The following is a 19,749-nucleotide window of genomic DNA, read 5'->3' as shown; positions in this document are numbered from 1 at the left end:
ACCCTTTGGAGTCTGTAATGACAGAAAAAAACAATGATCAAGATAGAAGGCAGGGTAAAAGGGTTACTTTCAACACTGAAATTTATCTTAAAACCCCAAGCCAGATCTTTCGTCTTGAGGGAAGCTCGAAAGATATCAGCCAGAAAGGTGTTTTTATTTATACAGATAATGAAATTCCTCTTGATACAATCTGTGAGATTAAAATAATCCTTTCAGGCTCATCTCCTCCTGTTGTTCTTGATATAATCGGCACTGTGGCAAGAAAAACAAGTGAGGGTATAGGATTGGAATTCAAGGAAATGGATCTTGACAGCTACACCCATCTTAAAAATATTGTAAAATTTAATACAAAAGAAGATAACGCCTGAAACTGGTCCGGGTTTTTAATTTGGAAAAAAACAGTTGTTGGTCAAAGACTGTGGCTTTAGTTTATTAAGATTAAAAAATAATTTATGATTCAAGCTTTTATCTGTTGCAAATATAGATAAAAACTTGATTTTTTGTATCCTGAATTAAAGAGGGGTAGGAAAGAAACAGAATGGATGCTTCACTTATAAATCCTTTTATTAATGCAACAATGAATGTTTTGGAGACAATGGCTTTTATCAAATCAGGAGCTGGGAAGCCCTATCTCAAAAAAGACAAGGTTGCCAAGGGGGATGTAACTGGAATAATCGGTCTTACCGGTGTTGCAAACGGTACAATAGCAGTAACCTTTGAAGAAAATGCCATTTTAAAAATAGTATCAAACATGTTTGGTGAAGAAATGGTTTCATTGAATCATGAAGTTGCTGATGCAGTGGGAGAAATAACCAATATGATTTCAGGGCAGGCAAGAAGGGAGCTTGAAGGGCTTGGAAGAGTTTTTGAAGCGGCAATTCCTTCTGTTGTTTCAGGTAAAGATCATGAAATTTCCCATTACACTGAAGGTCCTGTAATTGCAATACCCTTTAAAACCGAAGGCGGTACTTTTACAATTGAAGTTTGTCTTGGAGATTAAAATTTTCATAACCTGGCTTCAGATGGTTTTAAACAAAAACTTATAATATTTAGGTTTATACTTTGGCTGTTAGTTCTGGAGAAAATAAAAAAATAAAAATACCTTCATTTCAGGGAATAGTCGGAGAAAGCCCGGCTATTGTTAAAGTTGCAAAAATAATTAAAAAAGTGGCAAAAACTGATAGTTCAGTTTTGGTCACCGGAGAAAGTGGAACAGGAAAAGAGCTGATTGCAAAGGCAATTCACAATCTTAGCAAAAGAAGTGCAAATGAGCTTGTCATTATAAACTGCGGGGCAATTCCAGGCAATCTTTTGGAAAGTGAGCTATTCGGCCATGAAAAAGGCTCTTTTACAGGTGCAATTTCCTCCCATATTGGAAGGTTTGAAAGAGCAGATAAAGGGACTTTGTTTCTTGATGAAATCGGTGACATGTCTCCTGTTCTCCAGGTAAAGCTTTTACGTGCTATTCAGGAACAGCAGTTTGAAAAAGTGGGCGGATCAAAACCTGTGAAAGTTGATGTAAGGTTTATTTCAGCAACAAATAAAAATCTTAAAAAAGCAATAGAAGAAAGTGAGTTCAGAGAAGATCTTTATTATAGGCTTAATGTCATTCCTGTTGAAGTCCCTGCCTTAAGGGAAAGAAAAACAGACATTCCTCTTTTATCTAGTTTTTTTCTTGAAAGGTTGTCTAAAAGATTTGAAGAGCCCATGAAAACTCTTTCAAAAGAAGTTTTGGATATTCTCCTGGGATATCATTGGCCGGGAAATATTAGAGAACTTGAAAATATAATGGAACAGGTTGCAGTTATGAGCGATGGAGATGAGGTAACTGCCGATGATCTTCCTCTTGATCTTAAAGATGACTCAACTTCAGGTTCTTCATCTGAAATGATAATCAATACAATAGAAAGCGGAATAAGCTTTAATGATGCTGTGGATAATTATCAGCGTGCCATAATTTTAGAGGCCTTAAGAAAAACAGGATGGGTAAAGGCCAAAGCTGCAAAACTTCTTAAAATGAACAGAACTACTCTTGTAGAAAGAATTAAGAAGCTTGGAATTTCAGAGCAGGATGAACTTGAAATTCTTGTTTTCTAGCGTCATTTTTTTGACTTTTATTTTTTGATTTAGATAATCCTTCCCCCTTTTTATTCCAAAAACTATTTAATTTCAGCTTAATAAATTAAAAAAACTCATAGAATTTAAGATAAGATTTTTTTCTGATTAAACAGATTTAACTTGTTTTCAGCCTGATTAAACTTAAAAATTAACAGTCAGGGTTTGATTTGTTGGACAATCCTGCTGAATTTAATTTTTAGCAAGGTTTGTAAATACTTGTTAGCTTAAGCTGTTTTTTTCTTTGTTAAATAAAGACTGATTGATTTTGTCAATATGGCATCTATTGTGCATATCGGTTTCTGAGAAGTTTTATTATAATTAATAATGCTTGAAAAGGGTATTATGAAGAAACTGCTTTTAATTTTAATCATTGTTTTATCAGCTCCTCTATTTGCTGAGTCTGCTGTCATACGGGAGATCAGTCTGGAAAATTCTGGAGAAAAAATTGTAATCGGTCTTGATCAATACCCAAATTTCAGGGTTTATCAGTCAGATAAAAACGAGGTGATAATCAGTTTTAAAGACACAGATCTTCATGAAAATATCATTACCTCAGGAAGAGGCGGGGATTTTATTTCAAAAATTTTCTATGAGGAGTTTTTAGAAAGTATTTCAATTGTAACCATAATTACTAAAAAAGAAATAGAAGATATAAATAAAAGCTTCGACTATGCCAGGAACAGACTTATTGTAAATTTTATACCCAAAAGAGTTTATTATTCAAATAAAAGCCCTGTGTACATTCAAAAAAAGCAGCTTGATAAAAGTATGGCTGATAAACTTCAGTCTGGTGACAAAAAACATTTCAAATCCTTTGAATCAGGGAAAGATAAAAAGACTGATAAGTTTGTAAAACAAGAAGATAGAATTATTAAAACCATTCCTGGTGAAAAAGTTTATTCAAAAACAAGTTCAGTTGGAAATATAGTTGATGCCATGGAAAAAAGCCCATGCCGTGATTCTATAAATGTTAAAACTGCTTTAAGGCTTGCAAAAGAAAAGAATTTTCAGGCTGCTCTTGGAAGAATGGAAGCTGAACTCAAAGGTGGTTTTATCTTTGAATGTGAAGACAAACTGGTTTTTTTAAAATCATGGCTTGAGTATATGGTTGTAAAGTCAGACCAAGATAATAATTCTTTGTATGCTTTAAAAAATCAGGTAGAATCTCTTTTGTTAAGATATCAGGATTCTTCTTTTATTCCCTATGGTTACGCCCTTGCCGGTTTGATAAACAAGGATCTGGCAAATTATCCACTTTCAAAAGGTTTTTTTCATTTAGCAGAGCAGGGCTATCCGGACTATCAGGGGATGGCCGAGGTGTATTTTAATCTTGGGGAAATTTATTATGAAGAAAAAGAGCTTAGAAAATCTGAAGAATATCTTGAAAAACTTGAAAAAGAATATAGCGATACAAAGTTTAATGATGATGCAAAGCTGATTTACGGTCAGATTCTTTACTCAAGGAAAAGATATTTTGACACAATAAGAACTCTTGGTCCTTTTGTGAATGAAAATTCAAGGGTGATTTATGAAAGCCCGGATTTGTTGAAGTTTGTAGCAGATTCTTATTTTCTTACAGGGAGTAATGAAAAAGCAAGGGAGCTGTTTTCACAAATTTTCAATATGTTTCCTGAAATGGACAAAAAAGATATTGTTTTGGCAAGCATAGGGGAAACCTTTGAAAATCAGGGAGATTTAAAAAAAGCTGAAAATATTTACAAGCTGGTAATTGAGCGTTATCCGGGAACTGAAGGGTTTATCAAAAGTTCGCTTAAACTGGCTGATAATATGGACGACCCTGAAAAAAGAGAAATTATTTACAAAATGATAGTAAAGGACTTTCCCGATTCTGTAGAGGGAAGAATTTCACTTCTTCGTCTAGCCACTATTTATAATGATCAACAAAGGTTTGAGGAAAGTATTGATTCAATTAAAATACTTTTAAGGGAAAATCCCAGGGCCCTGAGAAAAGATGCTCTCCATTTAATGGGAGTGGCAATGGGCGGTTTGTTAGAAAACTATATTGAAAATGATAATTATGCGGCTGCTCTCAGGCTTGTTGAAAAGAACAGATTTTTCATTGAAGATATGAAAAATTACAAAGTTCATTTTATTTCAGGTAAAGTTTACAATGAAACCCATATGTATGGGGAATCAAAGGAAAGGCTTGGACTTGCTTACAAGCTTTTTCCCAACAAGGCAAAAATTCCTTTTGAACTTCTTGAATATATGGTTTTAACAGATATAGAGCTTAAAAATTATGATGAAGCCCTTGGAGTTTGTGATGAAATTTTGAAAAAATTTAATGATGGTGGTTTGAAGGGGTTTGCCTATGAAAAAAAAGCTGATATTTCAGCAGCTCTAAATGATTTTGATAAATCCGAATCTTTTTATAAAAACTCAATATCAGTATTTAATGACAAATTATCAAAAGCATCTGTTTTTGTAAAACTTGGAGAGCTTTACAAGTCTGAAAATAAAAACCTAGAATCTATAAATTCTTTTGACAGGGCTGTTTCTATTTATTCTTCACTTGGAAAAAATGATTATAAAAATCAAATTGCCTATTCAGCTAAAAAATCAGGAGAAATAAATCTCAAGCTTAAAAGGTTTGAAAAAGCTGTATCTTCTTTTAAAATTGTATTAGATTTTAATGCTGGAAAAGAAAATTTTTATGAGGCAAAGTTTAGTATGGGTGAAGCTTTGCGGGGAAGCGGGAAAATTGAGGATGCTCTGAAAGAATACAGGGCTGTTTTTTTAGCTGAGGAATCAGGCCTGCTTTTTAAAAAGCTTGCAGAACAGAGAATAAGAGAAATAGAACTTGAAAAAACACTTGAAAAGTCCTGAATTACCCGGAAATAGGAGTTGTTTTTATGCTTGATTTTGAAAGGGTTGTTGTCTGGACTGGAAACAATCTTTTAAGAGATTGTGCCTCTGCTTTTTTCACCAGTTCAGGAATTGAAGCCAAGCCTGTTCTTTCAAAGGAAGAGGCTTTTGTATTTGCTGAAAAAAAAGGAGGTTCACTTATAATTCTGGGGCTTAAGTCCAGTGAAAATGATCTTCCTTTGCTGGTGATTGAGCTTAAAAATCTGAATCCAAAAAATAAGGTTGTTGTTTTCAGTAAAGATACTGGAGTCACAGCAGCTGTAAGCTGTATAAAAAACGGAGCCGATGATTTTATTATAATGCCCGGGTCAAAGGAAGATATTGAAAGTATTTGTTCTTTGATTATAAAAAAGGAAACAATTGATCAGGAAAAAGAAAAATCTTTAGCTAAAGATTTTAGTGAAAGCAGTAAAATTATTGCTGTAGATAAAAGAATGAAAAAGGTTCTAGCACTGGCAGAAAAAATAGCTCCTTCCAAAGCTCCCGTACTTCTTGCCGGTGAAAGTGGAACAGGAAAAGAAGTCTTGGCAAGATTTATCCATAAAAAAAGTAAAAGAACCGGTCCTTTTATAGGAGTCAATTGTGCAGCTCTGCCAGAGACTCTTCTTGAGAGTTCATTGTTTGGTCATGAAAAAGGGGCTTTTACAGGGGCTGTTTCAAAAAAGCCGGGGAAATTTGAACTTGCTGACAAAGGAACCCTTCTTCTTGATGAAATTGCTGAAATGCCGGTTTATCTTCAGGCAAAACTTTTAAGGGTTCTTCAGGAAGATGAAATTGACAGGCTTGGGGGAACCGGAGCTGTGAAAATTGATGTAAGGGTTATTGCAGCCACTAATAGAAATCCTCTTGAATCAGTTAAACGGGGAGAATTTAGAAACGACCTTTACCATAGAATAAATACAATTCCCCTTTTAATTCCTCCTTTAAGGGAAAGACCTGAAGATATAAAAGAGCTTTGCAGGTATTTTGTTGATAAATATAATAAAATTGACAATAAAAGCGTCAAAGGATTGACGGAGAAGGCCTTGAAAAAACTTTCCAGTCTTTATTTCCATGGAAATGTAAGGGAGCTTGAAAATATAATAAGAAGAGGAATGCTCATTTCTATGGGCGAATTTATAGATGAAGATGAAATTTTAACTGCCGAAGAATTTAGTGAAAATGAGCCTTCTCCAGCAAAAACAAATGACAATTCCCATGTTTTTTCTTCAAGACCTCTAAAAGAAGTTGAAAAGGAAGTTATTTTCAAAACCCTTGAAGAAACCGAGGGAAACAGAACCCATGCTGCCGAGCTTCTTGGGATCAGTGTAAGAACCTTGAGAAACAAGTTAAACTTATATAAAGAAAATATGAATCTTTCCTAAGATTTTTCCATCTGATTTATTCTAAATTAATTAATTTTGTATTTGCTTTTTAAATACCCGACCAGGATGGTTTTGTTTTAATTTAGCTGTTTTTTATAAGGCACAGTTCTTGCATACTTATTCTTAGAAACAATTAATGGAGGTAAATATGCAAAATTCAAGAATCTTTGATTCAACATACAAGTTTCTAGGTAAGGCAATGGATGTGTCTTCATTCAGGCATAGTCTTGTATCAGGAAACATTGCCAATATGGATACAATTTCATATAAACCAAGGGATCTTGATTTTCAAAAAACCCTTGAAAAACAAATTGAAGGTCTTCCCCCAAAAGAGATTTATACAACAAATTCTAAACATTTTGAAGATTTTGAAATTGAAAAAGGAATCAATGCTTCTGTTTATGACAATTCAGATACTTTTCATCTAGATAGAGTTGATATAGATGAGCAGATGTCCAATCTTGCTGAAAATAACATAAAATACAGAAGTGCAATTGAGCTTATGACAAGAAAGATGAGGATTTTAAAATACTCAATAGATGAAGGAGGCCGCTGATGTCAGATCTTTTAAGTTCATTTAAAATCAGCTCCACAGCACTTGCAGCCCATCGAACCAAAATGAATGTTATCTCTCAAAACATTGCAAATGCTGAAACTACAAGAACACCCGAAGGTGGGCCATACAGGCGTCAAATGGTGGTGTTCAGGAGTAACGAGGCTTCAAATATTCCTTCTGGTCTTGAAAAATATGAAAAAGAAAGAGGGATTGAGAAAGGGGAAAGTTTTTCCTCGTTTGAAAGTATGTTTGAGGATGAAAAGGATAAATATAAAGGTGTTGAAGTTACAAGGGTTGTAAAATCTCAGGAGGATTTCAGGCTTGTATATAATCCCAGCCATCCTGACGCAGATCCTGTAACCGGATATGTTGCCATGCCCAATATTGACACACTTTCAGAGATTGCAGATATGATTGTTGCAAAAAGATCTTACGAAGCAAGTGTTACAGCCATGAAAAACACCAAGGAAATGATAATGAAAGCCCTTGAAATTGGAAGACAATAAGGAGAAATTTAAATGAATATAATCAATTCAGTTTATCCCTCAAACCTGGTCAGTCAGAGCAGTGGAAAAGTTGATAATCCCGATAAAAATCTTTTTTCAGGGGTTTCTTTTAATGAAAGACTTAAATCTGCTGTTGGACAGGTTAACTCTTTGCAGCATATTTCAGATGATGCTTCAGAAGCTGTTATAAGAGGAGAACTTGGAGTTCATGAGGGAATGATGGCCCTTCAGGAGGCCGAGCTTTCTTTAAGGTTTTTAAACCAGGTAAGAAGCAAGGCTGTTGCCGCATACCAGGAAATTATGAGGATGCAGTTTTAATTTAAACCTTAATTCAGCTAACATTTAACCAGGGATGATTTTAAATGAATCCTGTAATAGAACAAATAGTCAATATTTATAAAAACATGCCTACCCCAAGGAGGATTATTGCTGCTTCAGTAATTATTCTCGTTATTACAGGTTTTGCAATTATGTTTTATGCAGCCAATAAAACTGAATTTATTCCTTTATATTCAGGCCTTTCTGGAGAAGATGCCTCTGCTGTTGTCCAAAAACTTAAAGAAAACCGGGTTCCCTACAAGCTTAGGGAAGGCGGATCCACAATTGTTGTTGATTCAACCAAGGTTTATGAAACAAGGCTTGATCTTGCAGCTCAGGGACTTCCAAAAGGCGGAGGGGTGGGATTTGAAATTTTTGATAAAACAGAATTTGGAACAACAGAATTTGTTCAGAAGATAAACTATAAAAGAGCTTTGCAGGGAGAGCTTTCCAGAACCATAGAAAAATTTGATGAAGTTGAGGAAGCAAGGGTGATGGTGGTGATGCCAAAGGATTCAGTTTTTGTGGAAGACACAAGACCTGCGTCCGCCTCTGTTCTTTTAAGGTTGAATAAAAATATTGAAGATTCAAAAGTTGAGGCTGTGGTAAACCTTGTTTCAAGTGCAGTAAAAGATCTACCCTCAGAAAGAGTCACTGTAACAGATACAAGCGGAAGAATTTTATATAAAGGGAAGACAGAAGCTGAAAAGGCTGTGGAAATTGCAGATAAAAGAGTGTCAACCCAGATGAAATATAAAAAGTTTTATGAGGAAAGTCTTGCTTCAAGAATTGAGTCAATGCTTGAAAGAGTGGTGGGAAAAGACCGTGCCATTGTAAGGGTTTCAACTGAGATGGATTTTAGCAAAGAAGATATGAGTGAAGAAATTTATGATCCTGAAGAGCTTGGCACCACCCATGTGAGAAGTAGAAAAAATCTTGCGGAAAACAAAGAGGAATTAAGACCAAGCGATGAAATGGTTTCCAGTGTCAATCCCATAGTTCCTCCTGGAGAAGAGTATGGGCTTGAAAATATAATATCAAGAGGCAATAAACAGGACGATATTGTAAATTATGAAATAAGTAAAAGAGTGAGAAATACTGAAAAACCCTTTGCTGTTCTTCAAAGACTTTCTGTGGCTGCGGTAATTGACGGAGTTTATCAGTATGAAACAGATGAAAGCGGAAGAACTGCCAAAAAATATATTCCAAGAGTAGATGAAGATATTCAAAGATTTGAGGAAGTTGTAAAAAATGCAATGGGATATAATGAGGCAAGGGGAGATCAGGTGACTGTCCAGTCTTTTCAGTTTTCTTCATTACCTGATGACAGAATGAAAAAAGCAGCTATTACAGGTTTTGATAAACTGAAAAAAGATTATGGCAAGTTGGCCGCTAATATTATTCTTGTGCTCATGTTTTTTCTTTTTGTTTTACGTCCAGTGTTAAAAACCGTAAAAGAAATAAGGGATGCAGGAGAGGCAGAGGAAGAGGCACGAAAAGGTTCAATGCTGGACATAACAGATGAAGATGATGAGGACAGGGAGTGGGATGAACTGCCTTCAATCAAAAAAGCAGAAGAGCTTGCAAAGCAAGATATGGAAAAAGCTTCAAATATTTTAAAATCTTGGTTGAGAGAGGGATAACTAATGGCTGACTCCAGTGGTGAAACATCTGCAGGTGCAAGAAAAGCCGCTGTTTTTCTTTTAGTTATGGGAGAAGAGTTTACAACAGATCTTTTTGCCAGAATGAATGAAAGTGAAATTAAAAAAGCAGCAATGGCAATGGCAGATATTGATGAGATAACTCCTGAGGAAATGAAGGAGGTACTTGATGAATTTGTTGAAACATTTGGAGAAGAAACAAGTCTTTATATAGAAGGAAATTCTTTTTTACGCAAGGTTCTTGAAAAAACAGCAGGAGTTGAACAAGCAGATCTTATATTAAAACAGCTTGAAGAAGAAAAAAGAGGGCGGCCCTTTGATTGGAGCAGGAAAGTGGATCTTGCCAGCCTGACTTCCTATATAAGAGGCGAGCATCCCCAGACAATAGCATTGATTTTAGCCCATCTTCCTTCGGAAGTGTCTTCTGATGTGCTTGCAAGCATTGATGAACATAAAAAAGGAGATATTGCCTTTAGAATTGCTCAGCTTGGTCAGATTTCAGAAGATGTGGTTCGAGATGTTGATGAGACTTTGAAAAACGAAATGAAGACTGCGGGAGTAAAGGGAGGTAAAAAAGGAGGAGTTCAGGTTCTTGTTGATATTTTAAATGGAGTTGACAAGGCTTCAGAAGATATAATCATGGACATAATTGAAGGTGAAGATTCTGAAATGGCCCAGGAGATAAGAGATCTTATGTTTGTATTTGAAGATCTTGTAAATGTTGATGACAGGGCAATGAGGGAAGTTCTTAAAAAGGTTGAAGGACAGCAGCTTACACTTTCACTTAAAACTGCAAGTGAAGATATGAAACAAAAAATACTTGGAAACCTTTCTTCAAGAGCAGCCGAGATGCTTCTTGACGATCTTGAGACAATGGGACCTCAAAAGCTTTCAGATGTAGAGGCTGCCCAGCAGGAGATAGTTGGGGCAGCAAAGGAGCTTGAGGAAGAAGGGGTTATTTCTCTTGGCAAGGGAAAGGGAGAGGAACTTGTCTGATAAAATAAAAAAAAACAGTGACGAGTTTAGCTCATTTGGTCCTGATACTCTTGAGGTTTACAGTACAAAAGAATTTGATAATGCCAGGTCTTTTTCAGGAGATGAAGATTCTTTTACCCAGCTTGATGTTTCTTCAGATGATGAGTCTTTTATTCCTCTTGGCACAGGAGGGGATTCTTTTGAAGAATTTGTTCAAAATGAAAGCCCAAAAAAATCTGAGTCTGAAAAGTCGGATCTGCCAAAGAAAAATAAGCCAGCTAATAAAAAGGAAAAGTCAAGGCTTGATGCCCTTTCACTTGTTGTAGAAGAAGAAAAAAAAGAAGCTTATGAAAAAGGTTTTGAAGAGGGGAAAATAAAGCTTAAACAAGAGATTGAAAAACAAATAAGGGATGAAAACCAAAAGGCTTTTGAAGAAGAAAAAACCAAAGGATTTGAACAGGGAAAAGCAGAAGGTTCTGAAGCCGGTAAAAAAGAATCTTTTGAAGAAGCAGAAAAAAACCTTGAAGAGGTAAAGGAAAAATTTACTTCCCTTATGGAAAACCTTGGAAATTCATGGAATCAGATAATTGAAAAGTATGAAGATGAAATTGTTGAACTTTCTTTAAAAATGGCAAAAAAGATTTTGTATTCAAATCTTACCCTTGACTCTGATTTTGTAAAGCTTGCAATCAAAGAGGCATTAAAAGATATTCCTGCTCCTCTTAATGTTACCATAGGGGTAAATCCTGAAGATTATAATATAATTGAGATGATAAAAGAGGATTTTTTTCAAAGATTTGAAAAGCTTAAAAATATAACAATAGTTTCTGATCCCTCAATAGGCAGGGGAGGATGCACAATAGATTCTGAAACAGGAACAGTAGTTCAGACAATTGAAAATAGAATTAAAGAACTTGAAGCCCAGATTTTAAAAAATGCTTCATCAAAAAGAAACTCTTAAGGGTGCAAAGGCATAAATTATGAACATAGGTCTTGATATAGATTTTTCCAAATATTTTGATCTTGTTGAAAGCACTTCTTTTTCAAAGATTGAAGGCCGTATTGAGGTTGTAAAAGGCCTGGCTGTTGAAGCTTCGGGCATAGGACTTGGAATAGGGACTCTTTGTGAAATTTTTCCAGACGAAAATTCCTCTGTTCTTGCAGAAGTGGTTGGTTTCAGTCAGGGAAGAACTGTACTTATGCCCTATGGAGATACAAGGGGAATTAAGCCGGGAAGTAAAATTGTTAAAATTGATGATAAACCTGTGGCTCCGGTGGGAGATGCCTTGCTTGGAAGAGTGGTGGACGGTCTTGGAGATCCCCTTGATGGAAAAGGTGAAATAAAAACCCAACAATTTTACAATCTTTATGGTAAACCGCTTAATCCCCTTGACAGAGAACCCATAAAAGAACCCATGGATGTTGGAATCACAGCTATTAATACAATGATTCCCCTTGGAAGAGGTCAAAGGGTTGCCATTATGGCAGGTTCAGGTGTGGGCAAGTCAGTTCTCATGGGAATGATGACCAGGCATACTTCTGCTGATGTTGTTGTTATAGGCCTTATAGGCGAGAGAGGAAGAGAGGTAAAAGATTTTGTTGAGGAAATTCTTGGTAAAGAAGGAATGAAAAGAGCTGTGGTTGTAGCTGCAACTTCAGATGCTCCTCCTCTTGTAAGAATGAGGGGAGCTTATCTTGCAACTACAATTTCAGAATATTTCAGAGATCAGGGAAAAACAGTCCTTCTTTTGCTTGATTCACTTACAAGATATGCAATGTCTTCAAGAGATGTGGGGCTTGCAGCCGGAGAACCTCCAACAACAAGGGGATATACACCTTCTTTTTTTGTAAAAATTCCAGTTCTTCTTGAAAGAGCAGGAGCTATAAAAGGCAGTGGAAGTATTACAGGAATTTATACTGTTCTTGTGGAAGGTGACGATATGAATGACCCTGTAGGAGATACTGTAAGATCAATAGTTGACGGCCATATTGTACTTTCAAGGGATCTTGCATCCAAAGGTCATTATCCGGCAATTGATGTTTTATCAAGTGTGAGCAGGGTAGCCCGTGATGTAACTCCAGTTGAATATCTTAATTTAAGGGAGCAGGCTGTCAGGATTCTTTCAAAATATCGTGATGCCGAAGATATGATTTCCATAGGAGCATATAGAGACGGGTCAGATCCTGAAATAGACAGGGCGAAAAATCTTGCTCCAAAAATAAATGAGTTTTTGAGGCAAGAAATAAACAAAAAAATGAGAATTGAGCAGGCTTTCCCAATACTTAAAAGTATTCTTTCACCTGCAAAGTGAGGAATGAATGAAGAAGTTTAAGTTTTCGCTGGAATCTGTTTTAAGATATAGAACTTTTCTTGAAAAAGAAGCACTTCAGGAACTTATGTCAATCAACCTTGATATAACCGAGTGTGAAGCAAATATTGAGTCAATCAAGTATCAAAGAATGCTTATTTTTCAAGAACTTGAAGAAGAAACTGATAAGGGAATTACCATAGAATATTTTAATATGTTTCAAAGTTATATTTCTTCTGTTGAGCAAAGGCTGGAAAGTGAAGAGCACAGACTTTTAGAGCTTTTCAGGGAAAAAGATTTAAGAACTGAAAAGCTTATTCAGGCAAGAAAGAATAAAGAAGCCCTGGAAAAGCTTAAGTCAAGAAAAAAGAAACAATATATTGAGAAAATGATTTATGAAGAGCAAAAAGAACTTGATGAAATTTCATCTATAAGAAAAGCCAGGGAAATATGCAATGAAGCTTAAAACAATTTTATTTACTATATTATTTTTTTCTTTAAGTCTTTTTCCAGGGGTTTTTTATGCCCAGGATGAAAAGGGTTCTGTTCCTATTGAAGATCAAACAGAAGATCCCAGGGTAATTCAGGATAGAGAATTGTTTCGTGCTGTTAAATATTATGAAACTTTGAAAAAAGAGCTTGAGGAAAAAGAAAAAAAGCTCAATGAAAGAGAAAGAAAACTAGACAGGTTTGAGCTTGAAATTGAAGCTAAACTTGAAAATCTTAAAAGTCTTGATGAAAAAATAAAAAATGCTCTGGCAAACTTAGCCATTGAAAAAGAAGCCCATGAACAAAAAATTATTGATGCTGAAGAACAAAAATACAAAGATCTTTCCAAGGTTTATGAAAATATGAAGGCCAAAAAAGCTGCTGAAATAGTAAATAATATGGATATTGAAGTGGCCAAACAAATGTTTTCTTATATGCGTCCCCAGGCAGCAGCAGAAATTCTTTCCAATACAAATCCGGAAAAAGCCGCTCTTATAAGCAGGGCTCTTACAGAAAAAGAAGAGCTTGTGAAAAAATAATTAAATATCTAAGTTCAGGGTTTTGCCTTTTTAAATTTAAAAATATCAAGCTTTGTTCTTTCTAAGCCTCATTCTTTTTTTGCTTTGGGACAGGAGAAAAAAAAGCTTTTTCTCCTGAAACCGGCTTAGAAAAAATCTGTCATTATTCCTTAGCAGTTAATTGGTTTATTGTTTGATATTTGAAGGTTTGTAAGCAATATGCTCAAGAATCATCACAGCAACCACTCCCATTACAAATCCGTTCCCAATAACAGGTACAAGGACAGAGGGAAGAGCATCTTTTACACCCAAAGGAAGGTAGGAAACCAAAATGCTTATCATGGCAGGGATTCCAATTACAAGACCGTCTTGAAATGAAAATCCTTTTTGTGAAAAAGCAACCATTAATCCAGCGGCCATCTGGGCACACATTATATAAAGAAGAAGAACACCAACTACAACAGAAGGTACATTCCAGGCAATTATAACTATTCCAGGGAAGAAAGCTGTGAGAATAAGGGCCGCACTTGTTGGAATCATTGTAAATCTTGAAGCATTTCCATTGTCAGCTATTATACCTGCACTCATTGAAAAGTTAACAGAGCCTATAACTCCAAAAAAGCCTGCCAATATATTTGAAATTCCAGTAATTGTTATTCCATTTTTTGTTCTTTTTTCCATGCCTGGAGGATTTATAAGTCTTCCAATGGATTGAATTGAGCCAAGATCATTGATTGCCAAGGCAATAAAACATACAAAAAAAGAAATCAAAAGCCCCGGGTCAAAAACAGGTTTAATTGTAAAGTCTTTAAAAAAATTAGAGATTATTCCAACTTCGCCCTGGCCAAGCCAGATTTCAGGGGAGCCAACAATCATATAGGCAAAAGCTCCAAAAATAATTGCCCATACAAGCATGGTGGCTTTCCAAATACCTGGAAGAACTCTGTCTGCAGTGATCATTGCAGCAAAAAAACAAAGGGCAAACAAAAGATTTAAAAGAGAAATTTCAGGAGTTTTTGCTGTTACAATAAGATTTAAAATTGTGGGTGTAATTGTCAAAGCTATAAGAATTAAAATGGTGGCAACCACCCTTGAAGTAAAGAGTTTGGTAATTTTTGCAAATAAACCTGTTGCACTTAAAACTGCCTGTAGAGCTCCTCCTATGGCAATTGTGGTATAAATTGCATTTATATCCCTTCCTGCTCCTGCAAGAATACCAATAAGTAAAACTGAAGCAGGCCCTGTGATAAGAGGAAGTTTATGACCCCAGATTAATTGGAGGAATAAAGACAGTCCCATTATAAAAAATAATTTTTGCATATAAAGCAGCTGTCTTGCCGGCTCATCAAAGTGAAGACCTGCCACAACTTTTCCTATAATTACCACAGCTGCAATTGTTACAGCCAGCCATTGGAGTCCAAAAATTAAAGTTTTATGTAAAGGCGGGCGTTCATCAAGACCGTATTTGATTTTAATCTGGTTCATAAATCCTCCTTATTACTTATGCTAAAGTGAAACATTTATTTGTGGTCGTTATAGCTGAATCTTTTTAGGATTGCAAATAAACTCAGATTAATAAAAAGTTCAGAACATGACTCATTTTATTGTAATCTGTTTAATTTCTTGATGTACTTGAAGATTAAATAGTGAAATAGTTCTTTTTATATTTTGTAAAATAAGAGATGAAACCATTGGCACTAAAGTTTATACTGGATCTAACTTGGTCTTATCCTTTTGATTTTTGAATGACCTTTTTGTCATTATATATTCAAGTAGTTAGAAAAACTATTAAAACAAAAGCTAGTATTTGTTATCGATGAAAGTATTAAATATACAAAGAGCAAAAAATGACACCTGCGGTTAATTTATTAAAGAAAAATAAAGTAAAATTTAAAATTTTAAGGTTTGAACATGATAAAGAAATATCATCCTATGGAAAAGAGGCTGTAAACAAACTTGATGAAGACCCTTTGAAAATTTTTAAAACACTTATTGTCAAGGATTCATCTTCACCCAAAAATTATTTTACCTCAATTGTACCGGCTGAACAAAGGCTGAGTCTCAAGCTTGTTTCAAAGGAACTTAAAGTGAAAAAAATTGAGATTGCCAACTCGGATGAAGCCTCGAGAGTTACAGGATATTTAGTTGGAGGAATAAGTCCTTTGGGGCAAAAGAAAAAGCTTGAAACCATAATTGATATTTCAGCCTTGAATTTTGACACAATTATTGTAAGTGGCGGTAAAAGAGGACTTGAGCTGGAACTTTCACCATTAGATCTTGCAAAAATAACTAATGCTGAATTTGGAGATATTTGTGATTAAATAGGCTATTGTTTTATAATAGCAAGTTTTAATGCCAGTGCAAAAAAAACAGCTGCAGCAGTTTTATTTAAAATTGATTGGGCTTTAGCTGATTTTGAAAACCAGGTTCCTATAGTTCCTGAAAGAAAAGCAATTGATCCAAAAACTATAATTGTTGCAAGAATAAATATAAGTCCCAGGGAAATAATCTGAAGGGAAACCAAACCCCTTTCAGGAGAAGCAAATTGAGGTAAAAAAGCAAGGAAAAATATTGAAACCTTAGGGTTTGTTATATTCATTATTATTCCTCTTTTATAAAGTTTTGAAAAAGGCAGTTTTTGTTGTTCTTTATTGATAATTTCAGTGGATCCAGCCTTAAAGCTCATCCAGGCAAGATATAAAAGATAGGCAGCCCCTGCATATTTTAAAATATTAAAAGCAATTATAGATGTTTTGAAAATCACAGCAACTCCAAGAGCAACAGCTGTTGTGTGAAAAATAAGGCCTGTGCAAAGACCTAAAGTTACAAAAATTCCTGAAAGTCTTCCATAAATGGCAGACTGGGTAAGAACAAAAATATTATCAGGGCCTGGAGCAAGGGCAAGAATTGTTGATGCTGCAAAAAAAGTTATAAAAACATCAGGGGTAAGCATTTATGTTTCCTTTGTTTAAAAATATTTACAAATTTGATTCAGATTTTTTTATTATATAAATTAAAATTAAAATCCAGAAAGATTTTCTTTACATTTAAAAAACTATGAATTAGCATTTTTAAAAATTAATGCTGGGGGTGCCTTATAAAAGGCTGAGAGGAAAAATATTTTCCAACCCTTGGAACCTGATGCAGTTAGTACTGCCGAAGGGAAGCCAAGTTAAAGATTAAATTTAAAAGGCTTGCCTTCAATAGAGGGCAGGCCTTTTGTGTTTTAAGCCTGAATTTTTTTCTAATTAAATACCTTCTATGTCCGGGTAGACTCAGGAGCCTTTGATTTAGGTAAAATTCAAATTTAAGAAAGGATGATCAATGGTAGTAATTTTAAACGGTCAAAAGGAAAAAATTCCAAGGGGAACAGCTCTTGGTGAATTTTTAAAATCAAAGGGAGCCAATTTTGATGAAATAGTAGTTGAGTTAAATGAATCTGTTATTGAAACAAAAAATTATAATCAAACAATTTTAAAAGAAAACGACAGGCTTGAGGTTTTAAGGTTTGTGGGAGGCGGATGATGGAAGATTTTTTGGAAATAGGCGGGAAAAAACTTAAAAGCAGACTTTTTACAGGAACAGGAAAATATTTTAATGATTCACTGATTCCTGAAGTAATAGAAAAATCTGAGTGCGAAGTTATAACAATTGCTTTAAGAAGAGTGGATTTTAATTCAAAAACAGAAAATCTTACAGACTATATACCAAGACATATGACACTTCTTCCAAATACATCAGGGGCAAGAAACCATGATGAGGCTGTAAGAATTGCAAGGCTTGCAAGGGCATCGGGGTGTGGCAACTGGGTGAAAATTGAAGTTATTTCAGATACAAAATATCTATTTCCGGACAACCACGAAACATTAAAGGCTTCAGAAATTCTTGTAAAGGAAGGTTTTGTTGTTCTTCCCTATATAAGTCCTGATTTTGTTGTTGCAAAACAGCTTGAAAATGCAGGTGTAGCTGCTGTAATGCCTCTTGGTGCTCCAATAGGATCAAACAGGGGTCTTAAAACAAAGGAAATGATTCAGATTATTATTGATGAAATTAAGGTAGCTGTAATTGTTGACGCAGGAATTGGAAAGCCTTCCCATGCATGCGAGGCAATGGAAATGGGAGCTGATGCCTGTCTTGTAAATACTGCAATTGCATCATCAGATAATCCTGTTTTAATGGCAGAAGCTTTTAAAAATGCAGTAAATGCAGGAAGAAGTTGCTTTCTTGCAAAAGCCGGGAAAATAAAAACAAAAGCCAGTGCCTCATCTCCTTTGACAGGCTTTTTGGGCGGGGAGAATTAAAATGGATTTTTATGGAAAAATTAAAGAATTTAAAGACTTTGATTTTGAAAATGAGTTTAGCATTGTAACCAAAAATCAGGTAATTGATGTTCTTGACAAAACTTTTCTATCTGCAAATGATTTTTTTGTCCTTCTTTCTTTGGAAGCCCAAAATTTTCTTGAAGAAATGGCAGTAAAGGCAAATGAAATAACTTTAAGGCAATTTGGCCGTGTTATTACTTTATTTACTCCCATGTATATCTCAAATTATTGTATAAACCACTGTGTTTATTGTGGATATAATTGTAAAAATAAAATTTTAAGAAAACATCTTACCTATGATGAAATTGAAAGGGAAGCAAAGTTTATTTCATCATCCGGATTAAAGCATATTCTTGTTTTAACAGGAGAAGATAAAAAAAAGGCAAATCCTGAATATATTTCAAAAGCTTGTGAGATTTTAAAGAAATATTTCACATCAATTGCAATAGAAATTTATCCTATGACAATTGATGAATATAAAATGGTTGTTGATTCAGGCGGAGATTCTCTTACCGTTTATCAGGAAACCTATAATGAAAAACTTTATGAAAAACTTCATCCCAAAGGCCCGAAAAAAGATTATAAATTCAGGCTTGATACTCCAAAACGGGGAGCAGCTGCAGGTATGAGGTCAATTAATATCGGAGCTCTTCTAGGTCTTGATGAATGGAGAAAAGAAGCCTTTTTTACAGGTCTTCACGCAGATTATCTTTTTAGTGAATTTACAGATGCAGAAATAAGCGTTTCTTTGCCAAGAATAAGACCCCATGAAGGGGATTTTATGCCGGATTATGATGTAACAGATAAAAATATGGTTCAGATTATGACAGCTTTGAGACTTTTTATGCCAAGATGCGGGATAACAATTTCAACAAGGGAAAATATGGAATTTAGAAATAATGTTTTACCACTTGGTGTTACAAAAATGTCAGCCGGGGTTTCAACAAAGGTAGGAGGACATACCCAGGAAGAAAAAGATACAGGGCAATTTGATATTTCAGATACAAGAAATGTTGTTGAAATGGCTGGGGATTTAAAAAATTTTGGTTATCAGCCTGTATACAAGGATTGGCAGTATATCTGATGGAAAAAGTTATAAATGAATTTGAAAAAGGAATTTTAACTTATCTTGGCAGTGAAAAATATTTTTTTTTAAAAGAAATAAAAATTGCTGTTTTAGGTGCAGGGGGCCTTGGTTCAAATTGTGCCTTTAATCTTGTAAGGTGCGGATTTACAAAATTTGTTTTAATAGATTTTGATATAGTTGAACCCTCAAATTTAAACAGGCAGTTTTATTTTTTAAATCAATGCGGCAAACCAAAGGTTGAAGCATTAAAAGAAAATCTTTTGAAAATTAATCCTGATCTTGAAATTGAAACCTTTTGCCAAAAAATTGAATCAAAAAATGACTTAAAAACATTTGATGATTGTGATGCCATAATAGAAGCTTTTGACAATAGTTTTTATAAAAAAATTACAGCAGAATATTTTATGAAAAGAAGAAATCTTCTTGTTTCTGCATCAGGTATTTCAGGATTTGGAAACAGTGACAGAATAAAAGTCAAAAAAATAAGTGAAACTTTTTATATAGTGGGAGATTTTGTTTCAGAATCAAATGAAAAAACCCCTCCGTTCAGCCCATGTGTAAATATTGCTGCTGCAAAACAGGCAGATATTGTTTTTGAATTTTTTTATAAATGTTCAGTTTAAGTTGGAACGGCGGGTGG

At 34.8% G+C, this 19,749-nt stretch carries 21 protein-coding genes and 1 riboswitch; of the genes, 19 read left to right on the top strand and 2 right to left on the bottom strand.

What is annotated here, in order from left to right; translation table 11 throughout:
* The first annotated feature begins 17 nt into the window (after positions 1-17).
* The 14 genes from RBR53_02705 (at position 18) to RBR53_02640 (ending at position 13,721) form a co-directional block, all read left to right on the top strand.
* A complete protein-coding gene (locus RBR53_02705) occupies positions 18-368 on the top strand; it encodes a PilZ domain-containing protein (protein MDY0131557.1) in 351 nt (116 codons plus the stop codon).
* Positions 369-538: 170 nt separating this feature from the next.
* Complete coding sequence (locus RBR53_02700) at positions 539-1,000, top strand: chemotaxis protein CheX (protein ID MDY0131556.1); 462 nt, start codon at positions 539-541, stop codon at positions 998-1,000.
* Between the two features lie 62 nt (positions 1,001-1,062).
* Positions 1,063-2,097: a sigma-54 dependent transcriptional regulator gene (locus RBR53_02695; protein ID MDY0131555.1), complete on the top strand. Its 1,035-nt coding sequence runs from the start codon at positions 1,063-1,065 to the stop codon at positions 2,095-2,097.
* A 363-nt stretch (positions 2,098-2,460) separates the two neighbouring features.
* Positions 2,461-4,965, top strand: coding sequence for a tetratricopeptide repeat protein (locus RBR53_02690; protein ID MDY0131554.1), 2,505 nt, complete (start codon positions 2,461-2,463; stop codon positions 4,963-4,965).
* A 26-nt stretch (positions 4,966-4,991) separates the two neighbouring features.
* Entirely contained in the window at positions 4,992-6,368 is a 1,377-nt protein-coding gene (locus RBR53_02685; GenBank protein MDY0131553.1) for a sigma-54 dependent transcriptional regulator, read from the top strand.
* 148 nt (positions 6,369-6,516) lie between these two features.
* On the top strand, positions 6,517-6,924 hold the full coding sequence (gene flgB / locus RBR53_02680) for a flagellar basal body rod protein FlgB (protein ID MDY0131552.1): 408 nt from the start codon (positions 6,517-6,519) through the stop codon (positions 6,922-6,924).
* Positions 6,924-7,430 carry a flagellar basal body rod protein FlgC gene (flgC, locus tag RBR53_02675; protein ID MDY0131551.1) on the top strand — a complete coding sequence of 169 codons (507 nt, stop codon included), beginning with the start codon at positions 6,924-6,926 and terminating at the stop codon, positions 7,428-7,430. The genes flgB and flgC overlap by 1 nt, the downstream gene beginning before the upstream one ends.
* 12 nt (positions 7,431-7,442) lie before the next feature.
* Entirely contained in the window at positions 7,443-7,748 is a 306-nt protein-coding gene (gene fliE / locus RBR53_02670) for a flagellar hook-basal body complex protein FliE (protein ID MDY0131550.1), read from the top strand.
* A gap of 44 nt (positions 7,749-7,792) precedes the next feature.
* Positions 7,793-9,391 carry a flagellar basal-body MS-ring/collar protein FliF gene (gene fliF / locus RBR53_02665; protein ID MDY0131549.1) on the top strand — a complete coding sequence of 533 codons (1,599 nt, stop codon included), beginning with the start codon at positions 7,793-7,795 and terminating at the stop codon, positions 9,389-9,391.
* 3 nt (positions 9,392-9,394) lie between these two features.
* Positions 9,395-10,405, top strand: coding sequence for a flagellar motor switch protein FliG (gene fliG / locus RBR53_02660; GenBank protein MDY0131548.1), 1,011 nt, complete (start codon positions 9,395-9,397; stop codon positions 10,403-10,405).
* Entirely contained in the window at positions 10,398-11,345 is a 948-nt protein-coding gene (locus RBR53_02655) for a FliH/SctL family protein (GenBank protein ID MDY0131547.1), read from the top strand. The genes fliG and RBR53_02655 overlap by 8 nt, the downstream gene beginning before the upstream one ends.
* Positions 11,346-11,364: 19 nt before the next feature.
* Entirely contained in the window at positions 11,365-12,696 is a 1,332-nt protein-coding gene (locus tag RBR53_02650; protein MDY0131546.1) for a FliI/YscN family ATPase, read from the top strand.
* A 7-nt stretch (positions 12,697-12,703) separates the two neighbouring features.
* On the top strand, positions 12,704-13,159 hold the full coding sequence (gene fliJ, locus RBR53_02645) for a flagellar export protein FliJ (GenBank protein MDY0131545.1): 456 nt from the start codon (positions 12,704-12,706) through the stop codon (positions 13,157-13,159).
* Positions 13,149-13,721, top strand: coding sequence for a hypothetical protein (locus tag RBR53_02640; GenBank protein MDY0131544.1), 573 nt, complete (start codon positions 13,149-13,151; stop codon positions 13,719-13,721). Before fliJ ends, RBR53_02640 begins: the two co-directional genes overlap by 11 nt.
* Positions 13,722-13,886: 165 nt before the next feature.
* Here the strand turns inward: RBR53_02640 and RBR53_02635 are convergent, their stop codons facing one another.
* Positions 13,887-15,185 (bottom strand): purine/pyrimidine permease, encoded by a 1,299-nt coding sequence (locus RBR53_02635; protein ID MDY0131543.1) that lies wholly within the window; start codon positions 15,183-15,185, stop codon positions 13,887-13,889.
* Positions 15,186-15,547: 362 nt separating this feature from the next.
* Between RBR53_02635 and ybaK the strand changes: the two genes are divergently transcribed.
* Positions 15,548-16,021: a Cys-tRNA(Pro) deacylase gene (gene ybaK / locus RBR53_02630; GenBank protein MDY0131542.1), complete on the top strand. Its 474-nt coding sequence runs from the start codon at positions 15,548-15,550 to the stop codon at positions 16,019-16,021.
* A 5-nt stretch (positions 16,022-16,026) separates the two neighbouring features.
* On the opposite strand, the gene RBR53_02625 is transcribed toward ybaK, so the two are convergent.
* The gene (locus RBR53_02625) at positions 16,027-16,653 is read right to left on the bottom strand and encodes a LysE family translocator (GenBank protein ID MDY0131541.1); all 627 of its coding nucleotides are present in this window, start codon (positions 16,651-16,653) and stop codon (positions 16,027-16,029) included.
* Positions 16,654-16,776: 123 nt separating this feature from the next.
* A riboswitch (TPP riboswitch) is annotated at positions 16,777-16,882 on the top strand.
* Positions 16,883-17,024: 142 nt separating this feature from the next.
* On the opposite strand from RBR53_02625, the gene thiS reads away from it, so the two are divergent.
* Genes thiS through thiF form a run of 4 tightly spaced genes read left to right on the top strand, consistent with a single transcriptional unit; the run spans position 17,025 to position 19,732 of the window.
* Positions 17,025-17,225 (top strand): sulfur carrier protein ThiS, encoded by a 201-nt coding sequence (gene thiS, locus RBR53_02620; protein ID MDY0131540.1) that lies wholly within the window; start codon positions 17,025-17,027, stop codon positions 17,223-17,225.
* Positions 17,225-18,001: a thiazole synthase gene (locus RBR53_02615; protein MDY0131539.1), complete on the top strand. Its 777-nt coding sequence runs from the start codon at positions 17,225-17,227 to the stop codon at positions 17,999-18,001. The genes thiS and RBR53_02615 overlap by 1 nt, the downstream gene beginning before the upstream one ends.
* A gap of 1 nt (position 18,002) precedes the next feature.
* Positions 18,003-19,106, top strand: a complete 1,104-nt coding sequence (gene thiH / locus RBR53_02610; protein ID MDY0131538.1) for a 2-iminoacetate synthase ThiH — start codon at positions 18,003-18,005, stop codon at positions 19,104-19,106.
* Entirely contained in the window at positions 19,106-19,732 is a 627-nt protein-coding gene (gene thiF / locus RBR53_02605) for a sulfur carrier protein ThiS adenylyltransferase ThiF (protein MDY0131537.1), read from the top strand. The genes thiH and thiF overlap by 1 nt, the downstream gene beginning before the upstream one ends.
* The last annotated feature ends 17 nt before the right edge of the window (positions 19,733-19,749 follow it).

The organism is Desulforegulaceae bacterium (assembly GCA_034006035.1).
Taxonomy (GTDB): domain Bacteria; phylum Desulfobacterota; class Desulfobacteria; order Desulfobacterales; family JACKCP01; genus JACKCP01.
This window is presented reverse-complemented; position numbering and strand designations above follow the sequence as displayed.

Excerpts from the sequence above, each read along its gene's own strand:
- RBR53_02705 (MDY0131557.1), top strand. The coding sequence starts at position 18 with ATGACAGAAAAAAACAATGATCAAGATAGAAGGCAGGGTAAAAGGGTT.
- RBR53_02700 (MDY0131556.1), top strand. The coding sequence starts at position 539 with ATGGATGCTTCACTTATAAATCCTTTTATTAATGCAACAATGAATGTT.
- RBR53_02690 (MDY0131554.1), top strand. The coding sequence starts at position 2,461 with ATGAAGAAACTGCTTTTAATTTTAATCATTGTTTTATCAGCTCCTCTA.
- RBR53_02685 (MDY0131553.1), top strand. The coding sequence starts at position 4,992 with ATGCTTGATTTTGAAAGGGTTGTTGTCTGGACTGGAAACAATCTTTTA.
- flgB (MDY0131552.1), top strand. The coding sequence starts at position 6,517 with ATGCAAAATTCAAGAATCTTTGATTCAACATACAAGTTTCTAGGTAAG.
- flgC (MDY0131551.1), top strand. The coding sequence starts at position 6,924 with ATGTCAGATCTTTTAAGTTCATTTAAAATCAGCTCCACAGCACTTGCA.
- fliE (MDY0131550.1), top strand. The coding sequence starts at position 7,443 with ATGAATATAATCAATTCAGTTTATCCCTCAAACCTGGTCAGTCAGAGC.
- fliF (MDY0131549.1), top strand. The coding sequence starts at position 7,793 with ATGAATCCTGTAATAGAACAAATAGTCAATATTTATAAAAACATGCCT.
- fliG (MDY0131548.1), top strand. The coding sequence starts at position 9,395 with ATGGCTGACTCCAGTGGTGAAACATCTGCAGGTGCAAGAAAAGCCGCT.
- RBR53_02650 (MDY0131546.1), top strand. The coding sequence starts at position 11,365 with ATGAACATAGGTCTTGATATAGATTTTTCCAAATATTTTGATCTTGTT.
- fliJ (MDY0131545.1), top strand. The coding sequence starts at position 12,704 with ATGAAGAAGTTTAAGTTTTCGCTGGAATCTGTTTTAAGATATAGAACT.
- RBR53_02640 (MDY0131544.1), top strand. The coding sequence starts at position 13,149 with ATGAAGCTTAAAACAATTTTATTTACTATATTATTTTTTTCTTTAAGT.
- RBR53_02635 (MDY0131543.1), bottom strand. The coding sequence starts at position 15,185 with ATGAACCAGATTAAAATCAAATACGGTCTTGATGAACGCCCGCCTTTA.
- ybaK (MDY0131542.1), top strand. The coding sequence starts at position 15,548 with ATGACACCTGCGGTTAATTTATTAAAGAAAAATAAAGTAAAATTTAAA.
- RBR53_02625 (MDY0131541.1), bottom strand. The coding sequence starts at position 16,653 with ATGCTTACCCCTGATGTTTTTATAACTTTTTTTGCAGCATCAACAATT.
- thiS (MDY0131540.1), top strand. The coding sequence starts at position 17,025 with ATGGTAGTAATTTTAAACGGTCAAAAGGAAAAAATTCCAAGGGGAACA.
- RBR53_02615 (MDY0131539.1), top strand. The coding sequence starts at position 17,225 with ATGGAAGATTTTTTGGAAATAGGCGGGAAAAAACTTAAAAGCAGACTT.
- thiH (MDY0131538.1), top strand. The coding sequence starts at position 18,003 with ATGGATTTTTATGGAAAAATTAAAGAATTTAAAGACTTTGATTTTGAA.
- thiF (MDY0131537.1), top strand. The coding sequence starts at position 19,106 with ATGGAAAAAGTTATAAATGAATTTGAAAAAGGAATTTTAACTTATCTT.